This window comes from Pseudomonas sp. B15(2017) (assembly GCF_002113215.1).
GTDB lineage: Bacteria > Pseudomonadota > Gammaproteobacteria > Pseudomonadales > Pseudomonadaceae > Aquipseudomonas.
In genome coordinates, this window is the sequence record NZ_NEJZ01000001.1 from 1 (window position 1) to 19,554 (window position 19,554).

Below are 19,554 nucleotides of genomic sequence, written 5' to 3' on the forward strand. Positions count from 1 at the left end.
ACGAGCTAAAGGGTTCAGCACCACTCAGGCACTGGTGATTCTGGCCCGTAAACTTGCTCGGGTCGTATTCGCACTACTAAAGGGGCAGAGCGAATACCAGCCGAAAGCAAGTTGAGGGTTTCCCCTAAACCATAGAATCTCCCACAGGGACGGTGTTTACAGGTTTACGACGTTAACGAATCGCGAAGCGGCGGTTTCATCAATCTTCAGGCTGGTGAAGTCAAACAGATTGCGGTCAGCCAGCTGCGAAGGGATCACGTTCTGCAGGCTGCGGAAAATGCTCTCGGTGCGGCCCGGGGTCTTGCGCTCCCAGTCCACCAGCATTTCCTTGACCACCTGACGTTGCAGGTTTTCCTGAGAACCGCAGAGGTTGCACGGGATGATCGGGAATTGCTTGAAGTCCGAGTAGGCCTGGATGTCTTTCTCGTTGCAGTAGGCCAGCGGACGGATTACCACGTTGCGGCCGTCGTCGGCGCGCAGCTTCGGCGGCATGGCCTTGAGGCTGCCGTTGAAGAACATGTTGAGGAAGAACGTCTCGACGATATCGTCGCGGTGATGACCGAGGGCCATCTTGGTCGCGCCGATTTCGTCGGCGAAGGTGTACAGCGTGCCGCGACGCAGGCGCGAGCACAGCGAGCAGGTGGTCTTGCCTTCCGGGATCAGCTCCTTGACCACCGAGTAGGTGTCCTTCTCGACGATGTGGTACTCGATGCCCAGTTCTTTCAGGTAGGCCGGCAGCACGTGTTCGGGGAAACCCGGCTGCTTCTGGTCCATGTTCACGGCGACGATCTCGAACTTGATCGGTGCAACCTTCTGCAGGTGCATCAGCACGTCGAGCATGGTGTAGCTGTCCTTGCCCCCGGACAGGCAGACCATGACCTTGTCGCCGTCCTCGATCATGTTGAAGTCGGTGACGGCTTCGCCGGCCAGGCGGCGCAGGCGCTTTTGCAGTTTGTTCTGGTTGACCGTAAGAGTGCCCATGACGCGAAATCCGTGAGGTGTGACGAAAGGCGGGCATTTTACGCAAAAAGACCGAGGTTGTGGCCACAGGTTGTCGCCCCCTCGAATGCCCGCTCGCACAGACCTCGACGCGATTACCCCGAGGTTTTACAGCGCGATTTGCTCTAAGCCCCTACCACCTGTGCGGTTAAGACCTTTCTATACTGCGACATAAGGTCGCACACAATCTGAAGACCTGTATTTGCTCGGCCGCTTTGGCCCGTACGCGCTCCGCTGGGGGGCGATGGCAATAACGAGAGGAGTGACTGGCATGATCCATCACGTAGTGGGACTTTTTACCCACCCCGATCAGGAATGGAAGGAAATCCGTGGCGACCAAGAGGAAAGCATCAGCCACATGTACCTGACGCACACGCTGATTCTGGCGGCGATCCCCGCTGTTTCGGCATTTATCGGCACCACTCAGGTCGGCTGGGTGATCGGCAACCGCGCACCGGTGATGCTCACCGTCGAAAGCGCGTTGTGGATGACGATCATGTCGTACCTGGCGATGCTCGGCGGGGTCGCGGTCATGGGTGCCTTTGTGCACTGGATGGCCCGCACTTATGACGCCAACCCGAGCCTGGCCCGTTGCGTGGCATTTGCCACCTACACCGCGACACCGTTGTTCGTCGGCGGGCTGGCGGCGCTGTATCCGCACATGTGGCTGGGGATGATCGTCGGCACGGCGGCTATCTGCTACACGGTGTACCTGTTGTATGTGGGGCTGCCGACCTTCATGAACATTCCATCCGACGAGGGCTTCCTGTTTTCCAGCTCGGTGCTGGCGGTGGGTCTGGTGGTGCTGGTCGCCATCATGGCGTTTACCGTGATTGTCTGGGGACTGGGCGTGGGGCCTGTCTACACCAATTAGAGAGCCACCAACTGGCTGGCTGCAACGCCGAAAAGAACAAGATCCGCCAACACAGGCCGCCGCAAGGCGGCCTTCTCATGCCTGAAAGAGACGTTGCGACCATTCGGCAGTCTGGCGATGCGCAAGACCGGACGGTTGCGGCATACTCCAAACCTCTGGAGATCCATCAAGCATGCCCGAGCAACTCAATACCCGCGTCGAAGACTGTTTCCAACTCGCTGAATCCTTTTTCAAACGTCCTTTCAAACGCCCCGTGGTGAGCCTCAAGCTGCGCGGGCAAAAAGCCGGGGTCGCGCATTTGCACGAGAATCTGCTGCGCTTCAATCCGCAGCTGTACCGGGAAAACACCGAACACTTCCTCAAGCAGACCGTGGCCCACGAAGTCGCACACCTGATCGCCCATCAGCTGTTCGGCGACCGTATCCAGCCCCATGGCGAGGAGTGGCAACTGATCATGCGCGGGGTCTATGAGTTGCCGCCGGATCGCTGCCATACCTATGAAGTCAAGCGCCGCAGCGTGACCCGCTACATCTATAAATGCCCGTGCGCGGATAGCGATTTTCCGTTTTCGGCGCAGCGTCATAGCCTGGTCAGGCAAGGTCGGCGCTATTTGTGCCGGCGCTGTCGCAACACGCTGGTGTTCAGTGGCGAGACGCGAGTCGAGTAAGTCCCCACCTCGTTCCCACGCTCTGCGTCACAGTGGACGCGGAGCGTCCATGGCGGCATTCCCACGCAGAGCGTGGGAACGAGCTACAAAACCACTTTCGCAGCACGTAATCCGGCAATCCGCTCTGGGCTCAACCCCAACTCCCCCAACACCTGATCCGTATGCTGCCCCAGCGCGGCGCCGACATGTCGCGGCGCCGGCAATGCTTCAGAGAACTTCAGCGGGCAAGCGATCTGCGCCTGCGTCGAACCATCGCCACGGGGCACCTGCGTCACCAGTTCCCGGGCCTGTAACTGCGGATGCTGCACCGCCTCGCCAAGGTTCAACACCGGTTCGACGCAGGCATCAATGCCGGCGAACAGCTCGCACAGTTCGGCAAAATCATGCTTTTCGAACTCGACCTTCAAGGCGTCCTTCAGCGCGCGTTGTTGCTCAGGCTTGGGTAACAAGCCCTGCGCCGCCAACTCAGGCCGGCCCAGTGCCGCGCACAGTTGCTGCATGAAGGCTGGCTCCAGACTGCCCACCGACATCCAGCGCCCGTCGCGGGAGCGGTAGTAATCATAGAAACTGCCGCCATTGAGCATCTGTTCTTCCCAGCCCGGTTCCTCGCCGCACGCCAGATACCCGGCACCGGCCATGGCGTTGAGGCTGAATGCACAGTCGGTCATGCTCACGTCCAGATGGGTGCCCTGCCCGGTCTGCTGGCGGGAAATCACCGCCGCCAACAAGCCGATCACCCCGTGCAGCGAGCCACCCGCGACATCCGCCACCTGCATGCCCAGCGGCAACGGCCCGCTGTCGGCGCGCCCGGTGTAGCTGGAGAGCCCGGCCAGGGCCAGATAGTTGATGTCGTGGCCGGCGCGATCCTTGTACGGCCCGGTCTGGCCGTAACCGGTGATCGACACATAAATCAGCTTCGGATTGATCGCCTTCAACGCTTCGTAACCCAGCCCCAGCCGCTCCATCACACCGGGACGAAACTGCTCCAGCACGATGTCGTAATCCGCCAGCAACTGCTTGACCAGCTCAAGCGCCTCGGGCTGCTTGAGATCCAACGCCAGGCTGCGCTTGTTGCGATTGAGATAAGCGTGACTGGCAGAGACGCCGTGATCGTGGGGCGGCAAAACCCGCACCAGGTCGAGGCGGGTCGGCGATTCGATGCGCAGCACGTCGGCGCCCATGTCCGCCAGCAACAGCGAGGCGAAAGGCCCCGGCAGCAGGGTCGAGAAATCCAGAATCTTCAGTGAGGCCAGCGGTGCAGACATGGGCGATCTCCATCAACGATGCATGCAGCCTAGGCAGCCATCGGCGATGGGGCAATTACCGGATCCATCAGTTGCGCTGACCGTTGCGCTAAAACAGCAGACAAGAAAAAACCCGCCGAAGCGGGTTTTTCCAGGCAAGCGATGCTTACTTCACATTGCTCGGGGTCGGGCCTTCGGCCACGCCCAGGTCATCTTCAGGCCGGGTATCGGCAATACCGCGACCGCCCGACGCCAGCTCGGCATCCAGCACGTCGGTGTCCAGTTCCTTGACCCACTTGGCCACAACGATGGTGGCAACGGCGTTGCCGACCAGGTTGGTCAGGGCGCGGGCTTCGGACATGAAGCGGTCGATACCCAGGATCAGTGCCAGACCGGCCACCGGCAGGTGACCTACCGCCGAAAGAGTGGCCGCCAGTACGATGAAGCCAGAACCGGTCACACCGGCTGCGCCTTTGGAGGACAGCAGCAACACCACCAGCAGCGTGATCTGGTGAGTGATGTCCATGTGGGTGTCGGTCGCCTGAGCGATGAACACGGCCGCCATGGTCAGGTAGATCGCGGTACCGTCGAGGTTGAACGAGTAACCGGTCGGGATCACCAGACCCACTACCGATTTCTTCGCGCCCAGACGCTCCATCTTGATCAGCATGCGTGGCAGTACCGATTCCGAAGAGGAAGTACCCAGCACGATCAGCAGTTCTTCACGGATGTAGCGGATCATCTTCAGCACGCTGAAACCGTGCATGCGGGCGATGCCACCCAGCACGATCAGGATGAACGCCAGGCAGGTGATGTAGAAGCAGGCCATCAGTTGACCCAGCTGCACCAGCGAACCGACACCATAGGCACCGATGGTGAACGCCATCGCACCAAAGGCACCGATCGGCGCGAGCTTCATGATCATGTTGATGATGTTGAACATCACGTGGGCGAAGCGATCGATGAAGTCCAGGATCGGCTTGCCGTAGGCGCCCAGGCGGTGCAGGGCAAAACCGAAGATCACCGAGAACATCAGCACTTGCAGGATGTCACCGGTGGCGAACGCGCCGACGATGGTGTTCGGGATTACGTTGAGCAGGAAGCCGACGACGCTCTGGTCAGCACCTTGTTGCACATAGGTCGCCACTTTGGAGGCGTCCAGCGTGCTGACATCGACGTGCATGCCGTTGCCCGGTTGCACGATGTTGACCACGATCAGACCGACCAGCAGGGCGATGGTCGAAACGATCTCGAAATACAGGAGTGCATAACCGCCGGTCTTGCCGACCGATTTCATGCTTTGCATGCCAGCGATGCCGCTGACCACGGTGCAGAAGATGATCGGGGCGATGATCATTTTGATCAGTTTGATGAACCCGTCACCCAGCGGCTTTACGGCCACGCCGAACTGCGGGTAGTAGTGGCCGAGCGCGATACCGATACAGATTGCGACGATCACCTGGAAATACAGGGATTTGTACAGTGGCTGACGAGTCGTCATTGCAAAGTTCCTCAAGAGTCCCGCGCGGCAACATCCATCTGTTGTACGCGACACTTGAATTGCGAACCCTCCTGCACTGGAGGGATTTGTTGTGTCGAACGGCGCTTTCCGGACCGGCTCGGCGCACGCTTCTGTCGCTCTTATCGCAAACGTCGTGCCACTTTGGTGCAAATCGCTGCAAGCCTTTTGATATCAGGGGATACAGGTTTTTTTGTGTCACCGTTCGGTGACTCAAGTGTGGCGGATTTCCGCCAAGTCGCCCGACCTCGTCCTACAATTTGGCGGAAATCCGCCTTGTTACCGATCAAAGGCAGCCGCTACCATCGGTCGCCAGAGGAAGGATCTGCCGCTCATGCGTGAACGCACCATCGCCAGTCATTTCGCCCGCGCCGCCCTCGGTGGCGCACGGCGCTCGGGTTACGACTATTCGGACCTGCTGCAGCAACTGGGCATCAGCCCCGAACTGCTCGACGAGCCGCGCGCGCGGATCGCCCCGGAGCAATTTACCCAACTGATCCAGAACCTTTGGCTGGCCCTGGACGACGAATACCTGGGTTTCGGCAACGCGCCGAGCAAACCCGGCAGCTTCGCCATGATGTGCCACGCCATCATTCATTGCCGCAGCCTGGAGAAGGCTCTGCAACGCGGCTTATTGTTTTATAGCCTATTCCCCGAAGCCCCGCGCCTGACCCTGAGCCGTGAAGACGAATGGGTGCGCCTGAGCCTCGACGATGCGCAATTGTGGGATCCGGATCACTTTCTCAGCGAGAGCCTGCTGGTGATCTGGCACCGCCTGGGCAGTTGGCTGATCGGCCAGCGGATTCGCCTGGAGCAGGCCAGTTTCAGCTACCCGAAACCGGCGCACGGGGCGGAATACGATCTGCTGTTTTCCTGTCCGCTGGAATTTTCGGCAGCGCAAAGCAGCCTGGTGTTTCACAGCCGTTATCTGCAAATGCCGCTGTTGCAGGATGAACGCACCCTCAAGCATTTCCTCGAACGCTCCCCCGCCGACCTGCTGTCCCGCCCGGACGACGGCAACAGCCTGAGCAGCCGGCTGCGGCGCTTGCTCAGCCACGACAGCGCACGCTGGCCGGACCTCGAAGCGGTGGCGGCGCACCTGCACATCAGCCCGCAAACCCTGCGCCGGCACCTACGCGAAGAAGGCACCAGTTTTCAGGAATTGAAGGATCAGTTGCGGCGGGACATCGCGATTTATCACCTCGGGCGGGCGGATCTGTCGTTGCAACAGATCGCCGAACAGCTCGGGTTTTCCGAGCCGTCGGCGTTTCATCGGGCGTTCAAGAAATGGACAGGGCTGACGCCGGGGGCTTATCGGGCGCAGGAGCAGTAAGCCGTCACACCGCCGGAAAATGAATCCTGAACGCCGCCCCGCCCATCGGCGAGTCCCCCAGCGTCAGCTTGGCGTTGTAGCTCTCGATGATGTCCTTGACCACCGCCAGCCCGATCCCCTGCCCCGGATGCTGACGGTCCAGACGCTCGCCGCGTTCGAGAATCCGTGCGCGCTGATCCGGTGGTACGCCGGGGCCGTCGTCTTCGATGCACAGTTCGCTTCCGGAATGGCTTTCACGCACACTGACGCGCACTTCGCCCAGGCACAGGCGATAGGCGTTTTCCAGCAGGTTGCCGAGCATTTCCAGCAAGGCGCCCTGCTCGATCGGCACATAACAGTGCTCCGGCAGATCGAAGGCAACGCGCACGTGTTTGTCGCGGTAGACCTTGTCCAGCGTGTCGCACAGGCTTTGCAGCACCGGGCGCAGGCGCACCTGATGGCGCACCAGACCGCTTTTGCGCAGGCTGGCGCGCTGTAACTGGTAGCCGATCTGCTGGCTCATGCGTTCGATCTGGGTTTGCAGCACCCACGCCTGATCGCGGTCTTCGGGGCGCTGGGCCATGTCTTCGCTGACGCCTTGCAACACCGCCAGCGGGGTTTTCAGACTGTGGGCCAGATCGTCGAGGGAGTCGCGGTAACGGCTGCGTTGCTGGCGTTCGCTGTGCAGCAGGCGGTTGAGGGAACCGGTCAGGCGCAGCAGTTCGCGCGGGTGCTGTTCGCTGAGGCTTTCGAGGGTTCCGCCCTCGATTTCGTCGAGTTCCTGACTGAGCCGGCGCAAGGCTTTCAGGCCCCAGGTCAGGCCAATCCACAGCAAGGCGAGCAGCACCAACAGCGCCGCACCAAAACCGAGGTAGAGATTTTCCCGCAGACCTTCGAGGGTGGTTTCGTATTCGCGCACCGGTTGCAGGGCCACGATACTGAAGGCCGCGCTCTTGCCGCCGAGCAGTTTGACTTCAACGTCGTAGACGAAGAATTCCTGACCGTTGGCCTCACGAATCCGCGCGAACTCGTTGCCGAGGCCGTCGTAGCGCGGCGTGTAGTTGATCTTCTCTTCCTGGGTGCCCTTCGAACGCCAGACCAGATGCCCTTCGCGGTCATAGATGTAGCCGAGCAGGCGATTGTCCGTAAGGTTGAAGCGCTCGTCGGGCAACTGTGCCGGCATCATCAAGCGGTTGTTTTCAACCCGCGCGGCGGAGATCAGCGTAGTGACGTCGGACGCCAGCCGCTGCTCGATCGAGTCCTGCAACGCCAGGCTGAACGCGCCCTGCATCGCCGGGAGCAACGCGAGCATGAACAACACCGCCAGGGTGGTGGCGGCGAGCATCAGCCGGACGCGAAGGGAACGGATCAAGTGCAGCGCTCATTGAACAGGTAACCGAGGCCGCGCACGGTATCGATCGGCTTGAACCCGGCCGGGCCTTCGAGCTTGCGGCGCAGACGGCCGACCAGCACTTCGATCACGTTCGGATCGCGCTCGTCGTCATCCGGGTACAACTGCTCCATCAGCCGATCCTTGGGCACCACCTGCTGGTGATGGCGCATGAGGTATTCGAGGATCCGGTATTCGTAGGCGGTCAGCGCCAGCGGTTGCTCGTCGAGAGTTGCCTGCTTGCGATTCAGATCCAGCAACAGCGGGCCGGCGATGATGGTCGACTGGGTGAAACCGCTGGAGCGACGCAGCAACGCATTGAGCCGCGCTTCGAGTTCTTCGAACTGGAACGGCTTGACCACGTAATCGTCGGCGCCGGCGGCCAGGCCTTCGACCTTGTCCTGCCAGTTGCCGCGCGCGGTGAGGATCAGGATCGGAAAGGTCTTGCCGCCCGAGCGCAACTGGCGGATCAGGTCGAGCCCGCCCATGCCCGGCAGGCCGAGGTCGATCACCGCCAGGTCAAAGTTGAATTGCCCGGTCTGGTACAACGCTTCTTCGGCGTTGGCCACGGACTCGACCACATGACCACTCTCCGTCAGGCGGGTTTGCAGGTGATGGCGCAACAGCGCTTCATCTTCGACGACCAACAGTTTCATGACGCTCTCCCGGGTAAATCGACAACTCCAAAGGCTTTCGCCTCACATGGCTGCGCCGGGTCGCCCCTCGAAGGACGACCCGGCGCGGGCCTGACGCCAATCGCTTAGAAAGCGTAGTTGGCCGACAGGTAAGTCTGGGCGCTGCTGGTCAAATCCAGCGAGCCCTGCTTGCTGCCACCGCTCTCTTTCATCTCGGTGCTGGCGTTGCTGCGCAGGTAACGGTAACCGAGTTCGACCGAGGTGTTCTGCGAGACTTGCTGCAGCACACCGAACTGGCCGCCGACGGCGTAACCGATGTCGCTGTCGCGGCTGTAGCCCGGCGAATCCTGGGTCAGCTTGGTCAGGCCCGCGGTCGCACCGCCGAACAGCTTGGTGCTGCCGCCCACCGGGTAGAACAGATCGTAGCTGCCCAGCAGGTTTTCCTGGCGCAGTTTAATGCCATTGTGCGAGCCGGACACGTTGTCGTAGGTGGCGTAGTAGCGACCCTGGCTGTTTTGCTGACCCAGGCGCAGGCCGTAGGTGTTGTTGCCGTCGATGGCCGCGGTGGCATCCGGGTGGCCGAGGTTGTCGTTCAGGGCGTTGGATTTCTTGATCTTGTCGCTGGTCTGGCCAAAGGTCAGGCCGGCGAAGTTGGTGGTGGTGTCGGCATGGGCGGCAATGCTTGCGCTCATGACAGTGAAAGCCAGCAGCAGTTTGTTCAAACGAGTCATTGAGTGTTCCTCTCAGTTGTGCTCTTCGGGTATGGCGCAAGGTTACTGACCCTCCCCTGTACCGCCCCTGAACGCTCTCTGAACCTGGCCTGAATGAAATGAACTAGGCTGTTTTGACCCTTTATTGTCCGGAGACCCGATCATGCGCCTGCTATTGACCCTCGCCCTGCTCGTCTTCAGCGGCCTCAGCCAGGCTGCGATCAAGACCGAGGAAATCCCCTATCAGAGTGCCGACGGCACAAAGCTGATCGGTTATTACGCCTACGACGACGCGATCAAGGGCCCGCGCCCCGGCGTGGTGGTGGTGCATGAATGGTGGGGACTGAACGACTACGCCAAGCGCCGCGCCCGGGATCTCGCCGGGCTTGGCTACAGCGCGCTGGCCATCGACATGTACGGTGAGGGCAAGAACACCGAGCACCCGAAAGACGCGATGGCCTTCATGCAAGCCGCCACGCAAAACGCCGATGCGGCCAGCAAGCGCTTTCAGGCCGGGCTGGATCTGTTGAAGAAACAGCCGCAGACCGACAAGGATAAAATCGCCGCCATCGGTTACTGCTTCGGCGGTGGCGTGGTGCTGAATGCGGCGCGTCAGGGTGTGCCGCTGGCCGGCGTGGTGAGTTTCCACGGAGCGCTGGCCACCAAGACGCCAGCTGCGCCGGGCAGCGTGAAGGCGAAAATCCTCGTCGAGCACGGCGCGCTGGACAGCATGGTCACCCCGGACAACGTCACGGCGTTCAAGTCGGAAATGGACAAGGCCGGCGCCGACTATCAATTTGTCAGCCTCGAGGGCGCCAAGCACGGCTTCAGCAACCCCGATGCGGATCGCCTGAGCCACGGCGATCACGGTGGCCCGGATATCGGCTACAACAAGGCTGCCGATGAAAAATCCTGGGCGGACATGCAGGCGTTCTTCAAGAAGATTTTCGGCTGAACCCGATCGCCCTCAAACGCTGATCGTTCCCACGCACAGCGTGGGAACGATCATGTCGGCACTATCCAGCCCGAAGACAACCCGGCAAAATGCCCGACATGACTGCCAACCCTTTCCTCCCCGCCTGCTGCACCCCGCTCGATGCCCATTGGCCGCTGCCGACCGCATTGCCCGACACCGCGTTTCTGAGCACCCATTTCGACCCGTCGCAATTGCTCGGCGATGACTTTCGCCGCAGCGCCATCGAGCCGCCGTCGAGTATCCAGCGTTCGGTGGCCAAGCGGCAGGCGGAATTCCTCGCCGGGCGGATTTGCGCCCGGGCGGCGTTGCTGCAGCTGGAAGGCACAAGCAGCGTTCCGGCGATCGGTGAAGATCGTGCACCGGTATGGCCGGCGCACATCTGCGGCTCGATCACCCACAGCACCGGTCGTGCGGCGGCGATTGTCGCCAACAAACAGCACTGGCGCGGGCTGGGCATGGACCTGGAAAACCTGCTCAACGCCGAACGCGCCGAGCGACTGGCCGGAGAGATCCTGACCCCGCCGGAAATGCAGCGCATGGCCGCCGGTTCCCGGGATCAGATCGCGCTTTGGGTGACCCTGACCTTTTCAGTAAAAGAAAGCCTGTTCAAGGCGCTGTACCCGATCGTGCAGCAGCGCTTCTATTTCGAACACGCCGAAATGCTGGAGTGGAATGAACAGGGTCAGGTGCGGCTGCGGTTGCTGACAGATCTGTCCGGCGAATGGCGCAACGGCACGGAACTCGATGCGCAATTCAGCGTGCAGGACGGCCAGTTGCTGAGTCTGGTCAGCATTCCTGCCTGAAGGTTTGTTTTATTTGGAATCACCCTTTCGCGAGCAAGCTCGCTCCCACCCTGAAGCGCGCTGACCTGTAGGAGCGAGCTTGTACGCGAAAGGGTCAGCTTGACCAATGCAAGATTCAGCGCCGCTCCTGATTCCTCGGCCAGCTCAGGCTGAAACACGCCCCGCCCAAGCTCTTGCTCTTGCCGATCAATGCGCGGCCGTCGTGCCAGTGGATGATCCGCCGCACGATCGACAGACCCAGCCCGTGCCCGCCGGACGCCCGAGTTCGGCTGTCGTCCAGGCGCAGGAACGGCGTGAAAATTTTCTCCCAGGCGGTTTCCGGCACACCGGGTCCGTCGTCCTCGACATCCACCCGACAGCGCATCTGCCCGACCTGATAACTGACCGTGACCTTCGAACGTGCATGGCGCATGGCGTTGCTCACCAGGTTCTGCAAGGCGCGGTGCAGGTAGCGCGGCTCGGCCTCGACCCACGCATCATCGCAATCCGCCGCTGACAGGCACAGACCGCGTTGCACTGTGACCTCGGCGCGCAGAGGCGCCAACTCTTCAATCACCTGATTGACCAGTGCATCCAGATCGATGCGCTGGAACGTCAGCGCCGGCGAACCCTGCTCCAGCCGGGCGTAGGTGAGCATTTCATCAACCAGTTTGTCGAGGCCTTCGATGTCGTGGTCCATGCCCTCGCGGTATTTTTCCAGCGCCTGCGGGGTCGTGGCCGAACCGATCATCTCCAGGCCGAAACGCAGGCGCGCCACCGGCGTGCGCAATTCGTGGGACACCGCGCGCACCAGTTCACGCTGGATGGCGAGCAACTGCTGCAAGTGCTCGGCCATGCCGTTGAAAGCCGCTGCGAGTTTGCCCACCGAGTCGGCACCCCGGGCCGGTACGCGGGTTTCCAGGCTGCCTTTGGCGATGCGCGTGGCGGCGGCTTCGAGCCCGCGCAAACGTCGCTCGAGCTGGCGCACCAATAAATAGACGATCAGGCCGATCAGGGTCAGGCCGAGGGCGGCGATCAGCACCAGCCACTCCGGCGGGTACGGATTCATCTGATACAGCGGCCCGATTTCCAGCACCCACGGCGTGCCGACCATGCCGGCGAACACCCGGATCGAATCGCCGCCCTTGCCCAGCGCCATCACCGTATCGCCCTCGGCCACCCGACGGCTCTGGTCTTCGTCCATGTCGGCATCGCTGACGGTGACCAGCCGCAAGTCGAAACCGAAGCCTTTGTCTTCCTTCAATTGCGCCAGCCGTTTGGGCTGCTCGCCCACCGGCACCCGCACCAGTTCATCGGCCAACAGGTAAATGGTCGCCCGTGCCAGTTGCTCGCTGATCTGCTGCACCTCGCCCACCAGCACCAGTTGATCCTTGTCGCTGACCAGTCGATAGACCTTGGCCGCGTGCGGGCCGGTCTGTTCGACCAGCGCCTGCCCGCGCTGCACCCGAGTGCGCTGGGTCAGGTCGAGGTCGGTCTGGGCAAAGGTCTTCAGCGCCAGCGGAATCCCGAGCAGGCGCTCCCACACCAGCAAGGCGCGATGGCGCTCGGTTTCGTTCATCGGTTGCAGGTTGTCGGCCATCAGCGAAAACGTGCCATGGGCCAGACGCTCGCGGTATTGCTCGCTGCGCACCTGATTGAGCAGGTGCAGTGCCAGCACGCCGAGCACCGCCACCAGAATCAGCGCCGCGCACATGCCGCCATAGATGCGCAGGAAGATCGAATTCACAGCGGCAGGTCTGCGCAGGCTTCCGGCACGAACAGATAACCTTTGCTGCGCACGGTCTTGATCAGGCGCGGGTGATCGGGGTCGTCGCCGATCTTCGGGCGGATGCGCGAGATGCGCACATCGATCGAGCGGTCCTGGCCGTCGTAGCCGATACCGCGCAACGCGGTGAAGATTTCTTCCCGGGACAGGATGCGTCCGGCGTTGGATACCAACAGCCAGAGCAGGTCGAATTCGGCACTGGTCAGCTCGATGCCACTGTCACTGAGCCAGGCTTCGCGCAACGCGTTGTCCACCACCAGCGGGCCGAATTGCAGGCGACGCGGATTGCCTGCCGATGGCTCCGGTGTGTCACTGCGTCGCAGCAACGCCTGGATCCGCGCCAGCAGCAGCCGTGGGCGCACCGGTTTGCACACGTAATCGTCGGCGCCGAGGTCGAGACCAAGGATCTGGTCGGCGTCATCGGTGCGCGCGGTGAGCATCAGGATCGGCCCGTCGTAGCGGTCACGGACCTTGCGGCAAATGCTCAGTCCGTCTTCGCCGGGCAGCATCAGGTCGAGGATTACCAGGTCCGGCTGTTCCTTGATGATCCGCGCCGCCGCCAGTGCACCGTTGCCTTCGATCTCCACGCGCAATCCGTTGGCTTGCAGGTATTCACGGGTCAGTTCGGCCAGACGCTGGTCGTCCTCGACTATCAATACCTGCCAGGCTTCTTGCTCCACGGGTGACCTCTGCTTGCCGATGCTGCTTATAAAGGAAGGTCCTCCCGTCTTTTTGTCATCTTTCAGGAGGATAAGAATGCGTGCGCACGGGCCGATTGTATAAACGGCGTACAGCCAGAACACAAGTCGGTAAATGCGTTCGGACAAGGCGGATTTTTGTGATAGGGTTCGCGCCCTCAAAATTCCGCTGAAGCGTTTTTCCCGGCGAAAAAACAGTGACAAACGGTCTAGCTCAGCAGGTTCGCGGCCTACACGGGTTTTCCTGGTTTCTTACACAATTTACGCACAGGTTTATCCACAGCTCGCACGTTGCAAGCCCCCTCGAAACGCATTATCTTGTAGCGCGGCGCAAGGGAAGCCCCTACATATAGGGTTTTCCGTTTTAGAGCCCAACCACATTTCAGACCTGAAACTCAAGCGCTTTATTGCTGGTTTCCGGTTGAACCAAGCAAGTTTTTCAAAGCCCAAACCGCACTTGCGGATGGCACCGTTTTTCAGGTTGGAAACGACTGGAACGGTACGGGTGTTGCAGTCATTACTGTCACCCGAGAAGTAATTCGGCTCGAGCCTTGGCTCGCGGCCAAAAACTTCGGCAAGGATGCGGCTTCATCAGCCTTTTTCCTACTGGTCCGAAGTTGTTATGCCCGACGCCCGTCGGCTGTAGTGCTTCGGACCAGAACGGTGAGCACCATGATGGTGCCCAAACAAACATAGAGAATGTGGAGATCACCCCCCATGCAAACCGACACAACTCGCGAGAACCCGCAGGGCACCTTGCCGCAGGCCGCCGATTCGAATTCGGATCTGGCAGCCACCGCGCCAGGTCAACTGCGTGTGATCAAGCGTAATGGCACTGTCGTTCCTTACACCGATGACAAGATCACCGTCGCTATCACCAAAGCGTTTCTCGCAGTTGAGGGCGGCACCGCTGCCGCCTCGTCGCGAATCCACGACACCGTTGCCCGCCTGACCGAACAGGTCACCGCGACCTTCAAGCGTCGCATGCCATCGGGCGGCACCATCCACATCGAAGAAATCCAGGACCAGGTCGAACTGGCCCTGATGCGCGCAGGCGAGCAGAAAGTGGCTCGCGACTACGTGATCTACCGCGACGCCCGTTCCAAGGAACGCGCCACCCGCACCACCGCCGAAGCACCAGTTCAAGCGCACCCGTCGATCCGCATCACCCGCGCCGACGGCACCCTCGCGCCACTGGACATGGGCCGCCTGAACACCATCGTCACTGAAGCCTGCGAAGGCCTGGCCGAAGTCGACGGCGACCTGATCCAGCGCGAAACCCTGAAGAACCTGTACGACGGCGTGGCCCTGAACGACGTCAACACCGCACTGGTGATGACCGCGCGTACCCTGGTCGAGCGTGAGCCGAACTACTCGTTCGTGACCGCCCGCCTGCTGATGGACACCCTGCGTGCCGAAGGCCTGGGCTTCCTGGGCGTCGCCGAGAGCGCGACCCACCACGAGATGGCCGACCTGTACGCCAAGGCACTGCCGGCCTACGTCGCCAAAGGTATCGAGTTCGAACTGCTGAACCCTGTGCTGGCCGACTTCGACCTGGAAAAACTGGGCAAGGCGATCAACCACGAGCGCGACCAGCAATTCACCTACCTGGGCCTGCAGACCCTGTACGACCGCTACTTCATCCACAAGGATGGCGTGCGTTTCGAACTGCCGCAGATCTTCTTCATGCGCGTGGCCATGGGCCTGGCGATCGAAGAGAAGCAGAAAGAAGACCGTGCGATCGAGTTCTACAACCTGCTGTCCTCGTTCGACTACATGGCTTCGACTCCGACCCTGTTCAACGCCGGTACCCTGCGTCCACAGCTGTCGAGCTGCTACCTGACCACCGTTCCGGATGACCTGTCGGGCATCTATCACGCCATCCACGACAACGCCATGTTGTCGAAATTTGCCGGTGGCCTGGGCAACGACTGGACGCCGGTTCGTGCACTGGGTTCGTACATCAAGGGCACCAACGGCAAATCCCAAGGCGTGGTTCCGTTCCTGAAAGTGGTGAACGACACCGCCGTCGCCGTTAACCAGGGTGGCAAGCGCAAAGGCGCTGTGTGTGCCTACCTGGAAACCTGGCACATGGACATCGAAGAGTTCATCGAGCTGCGCAAGAACACCGGTGATGACCGTCGTCGTACCCACGACATGAACACCGCCAACTGGATCCCTGACCTGTTCATGAAGCGCGTCTTCGATGACGGCAAGTGGACCCTGTTCTCGCCGTCCGAAGTACCGGACCTGCACGACCTGACCGGCAAGGCCTTCGAAGAGCGCTATGAGTACTACGAAGCCCTGACCGAATACCCGGGCAAGATCAAGCTGTTCAAGACCATCCAGGCCAAAGACCTGTGGCGCAAGATGCTGTCGATGCTGTTCGAAACCGGCCACCCATGGCTGACTTTCAAAGACCCGTGCAACCTGCGTAGCCCGCAGCAGCACGTCGGCGTGGTTCACAGCTCGAACCTGTGCACCGAGATCACCTTGAACACCAACAAGGACGAAATCGCGGTCTGCAACCTGGGCTCGATCAACCTGCCGAACCACATCGTCGACGGCAAGCTGGACACCGCCAAGCTCAAGCGCACCATCGACGTCGCCGTGCGCATGCTCGACAACGTGATCGACATCAACTACTACTCGGTACCGCAGGCGAAGAACTCCAACTTCCGCCACCGTCCGGTCGGTCTGGGCATCATGGGCTTCCAGGACGCGCTGTACCTGCAGCACATCCCTTACGGTTCCGACGCTGCCGTCGAGTTCGCCGACAAGTCGATGGAAGCGGTCAGCTACTACGCGATCCAGGCTTCCTGCGACCTGGCTGACGAGCGTGGCTCGTACGAGACGTTCCAGGGTTCGCTGTGGTCCAAAGGCGTACTGCCGCTGGATTCGCAACAGATCCTGATCGAAGCCCGTGGCCAGAAGTACATCGACGTCGACCTGACCGAGTCCCTGGACTGGGCACCGGTTCGCGCCCGTGTACAGAAAGGCATCCGCAACTCGAACATCATGGCCATCGCACCGACCGCGACCATCGCCAACATTACCGGCGTATCGCAGTCGATCGAACCGACCTACCAGAACCTGTACGTGAAATCGAACCTGTCGGGCGAATTCACCGTGATCAACCCGTACCTGGTTCGCGACCTCAAGGCTCGCGGTCTGTGGGACTCGGTCATGATCAACGACCTGAAGTACTACGACGGTTCGGTTCAGCAGATCGAGCGCATCCCGCAAGAACTCAAAGAGCTCTACGCGACCGCGTTCGAAGTGGACACCAAGTGGATCGTTGACGCCGCCAGCCGTCGTCAGAAGTGGATCGACCAGGCCCAGTCGCTGAACCTGTACATCGCCGGCGCATCGGGCAAGAAGCTGGACGTGACCTACCGCATGGCCTGGTACCGTGGTCTGAAAACCACCTACTACCTCCGTGCCCTGGCCGCGACCAGCACCGAGAAGTCGACCATCAACACCGGCAAGCTGAACGCTGTATCCAGCGGCGGCAACCACGGTGACGACTCGGTCCTGGCAGCCCCTGCCGGCCCGGCTCCAGTACCGAAGGCCTGCGCCATTGACGAGCCGGATTGCGAAGCTTGCCAATAAGTTGAGCTGAATCGGGCGTTGCGAAACGCCTGATCCGAGAAACCCCCGACAGACTTCCGGTTTGTCGGGGGTTTTCTTTTGCCCGCGAAAAAAGTCAAAAGCGGCCCTCAGCCCTCCCCTCTTCCTGAGGGAAAGGGAACTGAACGAGCTGTTCTCAAGAGATGCGCCAGCTTGAAATAACGATCCCCCCCAAATCCAAGACAAAAAAAGCCCCTCAAAAAGAGGGGCTCCTTAACCAGCCAAAACCAGAAATCAGGTCATCTGAATAATGGTCTGCATGATAGTGCTCTGAGTCGAAATGGTCTTGGCGTTCGCCTGATAGTTGCTCTGGCCCTTGATCAGATCAACCAGCTCATTGGTCAGGTTAACGTTCGACTCTTCCAGCGAGTTCGAAACAACCGAACCCAAAGTACCGGTTTCCGGCGCATCGTAGCCCGGGATACCCGAAGCGAAAGTCTCTTTCCAGCTGGTACCGCCGATAGGCTGCAGGCCCTGTTCGTTGGTGAAGCTGGCCAGCGCAACCTGGCCGATGGCCTTGCTCTGGTTGTTGCTGAAGTTGGCGAACAGCGTACCGGTGCCATCGATGGTCAGGTTGGTGATCTGGCCGGTGGCGTAGCCATCCTGAGTCGGGATCGATCGCGCGGTGTCAGCGTTGTACTGAGTGGTCTTGGCCATGGAGATGGTGATGCCGGCCGGGTTTGCCGAAGCGCCGTTGGCAGTCCATACACCGTTGGTCACGGTACCCGGCACCCAGCCAGTGAGTTTCAGGTCGCTGCTGATGATCGGCGTACCAGGGTTCGCAGGATCCGGGGTGCTGACCTGAGTCAGTTTGCCGGTGCTGTCGAAGCTCATGGTCGAGGCCACCGGTGCCGTGGTTTTCGGATCACTGCCGGTGGCATCCGGGTTGCGACCGTCCACCAAGGTGTAGACCTTCCAGGTGTTGGCACCGGTCTTGACCATGTATTGATCCATGGTGTGCTGGTTGCCCTGGCTGTCATAGATCGGCGTACTGAACGACTTGGTGTAGGTCGCCGTGTTGGTCGGATCGAATTTGCCTGCCGCCGCAGTATCGTCGATCACCGGAGCGGTCGAGTTCAGGTTGATGGTCGAGGTCACCAGCGAGGTGGACTTCGGTGCCAGGTTCGAAGTGTCGATCTTCAGATCGGTCAACACACCGTTGATGATCTTGCCGTTGGAGTCCACACCGTAGCCTTGCAGACGCGAGGTGTAGTCGGTGTTGGTGATGAAACCATCCTTGTCGACCTTGAACGTACCGGCACGGGTGTAGGAGATCGAACCGTTGTTGCTCAGAGTGAAGAAACCCGAACCGTTGATGCCCATGTCCAGCACGTTGCCGGTGTTGTTGATGTCGCCCTGGGTGAACTGCTGGGAAACGTTGGCCAGACGCACACCGTTACCGATGACCTTGCTGCCGCTGCCCAGGCGAGTGGCCGAGTAGACGTCTTCGAATTCTGCACGGGACGATTTGAAACCGGCGGTCGCGACGTTGGCGATGTTGTTGCCGGTCACGTCCAGTTGTTTGTTGGCTGCATAGAGACCGCTAAGGCCGATATTGAAAGACATATTCCACTCCTTTGTGCCGGTTAGTCGGCTCTATATACCAATGGTTTGTACTTTGGACAGGGCAACGGTGCCCTTGCCGGACAGGTTGAGCATCAGCTCGCCACCGGTCTGGCTGATCGTCACGCTGGTGACCGTGGCTGGCAGGTAGGTCGCCAGGTCGGTCGCGGTGCCGTTGATCGAGGCGTTCGCCTTGACGGTGTAGGTACCGGTTTTCACCAGGTTGCCGTCCTTGTCCTTGCCGTCCCATGTGAAGCTCGCATTGCCTGCGGCGCGACTGCCCAGATCGATGGTGCGAACAACGGCGCCGCTGCTGTCGGTGATGGAGACGGTACCGCCGGCGATCGACGACGGAACGGTGACCGAACCGGTCATGCCTTTGCTCGGGTCATCCAGCTGAACAGTGTTGGTCTGCACGATCACGTTGCGACCCACCAGCGAAGAAGCCTGCAGGGCTTGCGACGAGTTGTAGTTGCCGGCCAGCGAGCTGACGGTGCTGTTGAGGGTGGTGATCCCCTCAAGGCTGCTGAACTGCGCCAGCTGGGCAACGAACGCGCTGTTGTCCTGCGGGTCGAGCGGGTTCTGGTTCTTCAGCTGGGTAACCAGCAGTTGCAGGAACGCGTCCTTGCCCAGGGCCTGGCCGCCGGTCGAGCTGTTGGTGGCCGAAGCGATGCCGCCGGTGGTCGTGCTACTGGTCTTCTTCGAAGAGTTGGCCAGTATGTCGTTCATCGTCAGGCTGCTGGTGGTATCGGTAACACTCATGGCAGTC

Annotated in this window: 16 protein-coding genes and 1 pseudogene; 7 read left to right on the forward strand and 10 right to left on the reverse strand. The window is 60.8% G+C overall.

Going from position 1 to position 19,554, the window contains the following annotated elements:
• A pseudogene (locus CAF73_RS30365) lies at window positions 1-115 on the forward strand (IS110 family transposase); the annotation flags it as partial.
• A 41-nt stretch (window positions 116-156) separates the two neighbouring features.
• On the opposite strand, the gene ttcA reads toward CAF73_RS30365, so the two are convergent.
• Window positions 157-981, reverse strand: a complete 825-nt coding sequence (gene ttcA / locus CAF73_RS00005; protein WP_064598661.1) for a tRNA 2-thiocytidine(32) synthetase TtcA — start codon at window positions 979-981, stop codon at window positions 157-159.
• 289 nt (window positions 982-1,270) lie between these two features.
• Between ttcA and CAF73_RS00010 the strand changes: the two genes are divergently transcribed.
• Both CAF73_RS00010 and CAF73_RS00015 read left to right on the forward strand, forming a co-directional pair.
• Window positions 1,271-1,873, forward strand: a complete 603-nt coding sequence (locus tag CAF73_RS00010; protein ID WP_007957761.1) for a Yip1 family protein — start codon at window positions 1,271-1,273, stop codon at window positions 1,871-1,873.
• Between the two features lie 172 nt (window positions 1,874-2,045).
• Entirely contained in the window at window positions 2,046-2,540 is a 495-nt protein-coding gene (locus CAF73_RS00015; RefSeq protein ID WP_085697052.1) for a SprT family zinc-dependent metalloprotease, read from the forward strand.
• An 83-nt stretch (window positions 2,541-2,623) separates the two neighbouring features.
• On the opposite strand, the gene CAF73_RS00020 is transcribed toward CAF73_RS00015, so the two are convergent.
• Window positions 2,624-3,805 carry a CaiB/BaiF CoA-transferase family protein gene (locus tag CAF73_RS00020; protein WP_085701574.1) on the reverse strand — a complete coding sequence of 394 codons (1,182 nt, stop codon included), beginning with the start codon at window positions 3,803-3,805 and terminating at the stop codon, window positions 2,624-2,626.
• A 145-nt stretch (window positions 3,806-3,950) separates the two neighbouring features.
• Window positions 3,951-5,285 carry a dicarboxylate/amino acid:cation symporter gene (locus tag CAF73_RS00025; protein ID WP_085697054.1) on the reverse strand — a complete coding sequence of 445 codons (1,335 nt, stop codon included), beginning with the start codon at window positions 5,283-5,285 and terminating at the stop codon, window positions 3,951-3,953.
• A gap of 352 nt (window positions 5,286-5,637) precedes the next feature.
• On the opposite strand from CAF73_RS00025, the gene CAF73_RS00030 reads away from it, so the two are divergent.
• Entirely contained in the window at window positions 5,638-6,636 is a 999-nt protein-coding gene (locus CAF73_RS00030) for an AraC family transcriptional regulator (protein ID WP_085697055.1), read from the forward strand.
• A gap of 4 nt (window positions 6,637-6,640) precedes the next feature.
• Here CAF73_RS00030 and CAF73_RS00035 read toward each other — a convergent pair whose 3' ends face one another.
• From CAF73_RS00035 to CAF73_RS00045, 3 genes are all read right to left on the reverse strand, one after another.
• Complete coding sequence (locus CAF73_RS00035) at window positions 6,641-7,987, reverse strand: ATP-binding protein (protein ID WP_085697056.1); 1,347 nt, start codon at window positions 7,985-7,987, stop codon at window positions 6,641-6,643.
• Window positions 7,984-8,661: a response regulator transcription factor gene (locus tag CAF73_RS00040; RefSeq protein WP_085683580.1), complete on the reverse strand. Its 678-nt coding sequence runs from the start codon at window positions 8,659-8,661 to the stop codon at window positions 7,984-7,986. Before CAF73_RS00040 ends, CAF73_RS00035 begins: the two co-directional genes overlap by 4 nt.
• 104 nt (window positions 8,662-8,765) lie before the next feature.
• Window positions 8,766-9,371, reverse strand: coding sequence for a hypothetical protein (locus CAF73_RS00045; RefSeq protein WP_085683581.1), 606 nt, complete (start codon window positions 9,369-9,371; stop codon window positions 8,766-8,768).
• A 142-nt stretch (window positions 9,372-9,513) separates the two neighbouring features.
• Between CAF73_RS00045 and CAF73_RS00050 the strand changes: the two genes are divergently transcribed.
• A complete protein-coding gene (locus tag CAF73_RS00050; protein WP_085697057.1) occupies window positions 9,514-10,305 on the forward strand; it encodes a dienelactone hydrolase family protein in 792 nt (263 codons plus the stop codon).
• Window positions 10,306-10,403: 98 nt separating this feature from the next.
• A complete protein-coding gene (locus tag CAF73_RS00055; protein WP_085701575.1) occupies window positions 10,404-11,129 on the forward strand; it encodes a 4'-phosphopantetheinyl transferase in 726 nt (241 codons plus the stop codon).
• A 115-nt stretch (window positions 11,130-11,244) separates the two neighbouring features.
• On the opposite strand, the gene CAF73_RS00060 is transcribed toward CAF73_RS00055, so the two are convergent.
• Together CAF73_RS00060 and CAF73_RS00065 are read right to left on the reverse strand one after the other, a co-directional pair.
• Entirely contained in the window at window positions 11,245-12,855 is a 1,611-nt protein-coding gene (locus CAF73_RS00060) for an ATP-binding protein (protein WP_085701576.1), read from the reverse strand.
• Entirely contained in the window at window positions 12,852-13,574 is a 723-nt protein-coding gene (locus CAF73_RS00065) for a response regulator (protein ID WP_085697060.1), read from the reverse strand. The genes CAF73_RS00060 and CAF73_RS00065 overlap by 4 nt, the downstream gene beginning before the upstream one ends.
• A 735-nt stretch (window positions 13,575-14,309) precedes the next feature.
• Between CAF73_RS00065 and CAF73_RS00070 the strand changes: the two genes are divergently transcribed.
• Complete coding sequence (locus CAF73_RS00070; protein WP_085701577.1) at window positions 14,310-17,204, forward strand: ribonucleoside-diphosphate reductase subunit alpha; 2,895 nt, start codon at window positions 14,310-14,312, stop codon at window positions 17,202-17,204.
• 252 nt (window positions 17,205-17,456) lie between these two features.
• Here the strand turns inward: CAF73_RS00070 and flgE are convergent, their stop codons facing one another.
• Window positions 17,457-18,788 carry a flagellar hook protein FlgE gene (gene flgE, locus CAF73_RS00075; protein WP_085697062.1) on the reverse strand — a complete coding sequence of 444 codons (1,332 nt, stop codon included), beginning with the start codon at window positions 18,786-18,788 and terminating at the stop codon, window positions 17,457-17,459.
• Between the two features lie 30 nt (window positions 18,789-18,818).
• Entirely contained in the window at window positions 18,819-19,547 is a 729-nt protein-coding gene (flgD, locus tag CAF73_RS00080; RefSeq protein ID WP_085697063.1) for a flagellar hook assembly protein FlgD, read from the reverse strand.
• Window positions 19,548-19,554: the final 7 nt, after the last annotated feature.

Bases quoted from the DNA above. Each gene is read 5' to 3' on its own strand.
- ttcA (WP_064598661.1), bottom strand. From the start codon at position 981: ATGGGCACTCTTACGGTCAACCAGAACAAACTGCAAAAGCGCCTGCGC.
- CAF73_RS00010 (WP_007957761.1), top strand. From the start codon at position 1,271: ATGATCCATCACGTAGTGGGACTTTTTACCCACCCCGATCAGGAATGG.
- CAF73_RS00015 (WP_085697052.1), top strand. From the start codon at position 2,046: ATGCCCGAGCAACTCAATACCCGCGTCGAAGACTGTTTCCAACTCGCT.
- CAF73_RS00020 (WP_085701574.1), bottom strand. From the start codon at position 3,805: ATGTCTGCACCGCTGGCCTCACTGAAGATTCTGGATTTCTCGACCCTG.
- CAF73_RS00025 (WP_085697054.1), bottom strand. From the start codon at position 5,285: ATGACGACTCGTCAGCCACTGTACAAATCCCTGTATTTCCAGGTGATC.
- CAF73_RS00030 (WP_085697055.1), top strand. From the start codon at position 5,638: ATGCGTGAACGCACCATCGCCAGTCATTTCGCCCGCGCCGCCCTCGGT.
- CAF73_RS00040 (WP_085683580.1), bottom strand. From the start codon at position 8,661: ATGAAACTGTTGGTCGTCGAAGATGAAGCGCTGTTGCGCCATCACCTG.
- CAF73_RS00045 (WP_085683581.1), bottom strand. From the start codon at position 9,371: ATGACTCGTTTGAACAAACTGCTGCTGGCTTTCACTGTCATGAGCGCA.
- CAF73_RS00050 (WP_085697057.1), top strand. From the start codon at position 9,514: ATGCGCCTGCTATTGACCCTCGCCCTGCTCGTCTTCAGCGGCCTCAGC.
- CAF73_RS00055 (WP_085701575.1), top strand. From the start codon at position 10,404: ATGACTGCCAACCCTTTCCTCCCCGCCTGCTGCACCCCGCTCGATGCC.
- CAF73_RS00070 (WP_085701577.1), top strand. From the start codon at position 14,310: ATGCAAACCGACACAACTCGCGAGAACCCGCAGGGCACCTTGCCGCAG.
- flgE (WP_085697062.1), bottom strand. From the start codon at position 18,788: ATGTCTTTCAATATCGGCCTTAGCGGTCTCTATGCAGCCAACAAACAA.
- flgD (WP_085697063.1), bottom strand. From the start codon at position 19,547: ATGAGTGTTACCGATACCACCAGCAGCCTGACGATGAACGACATACTG.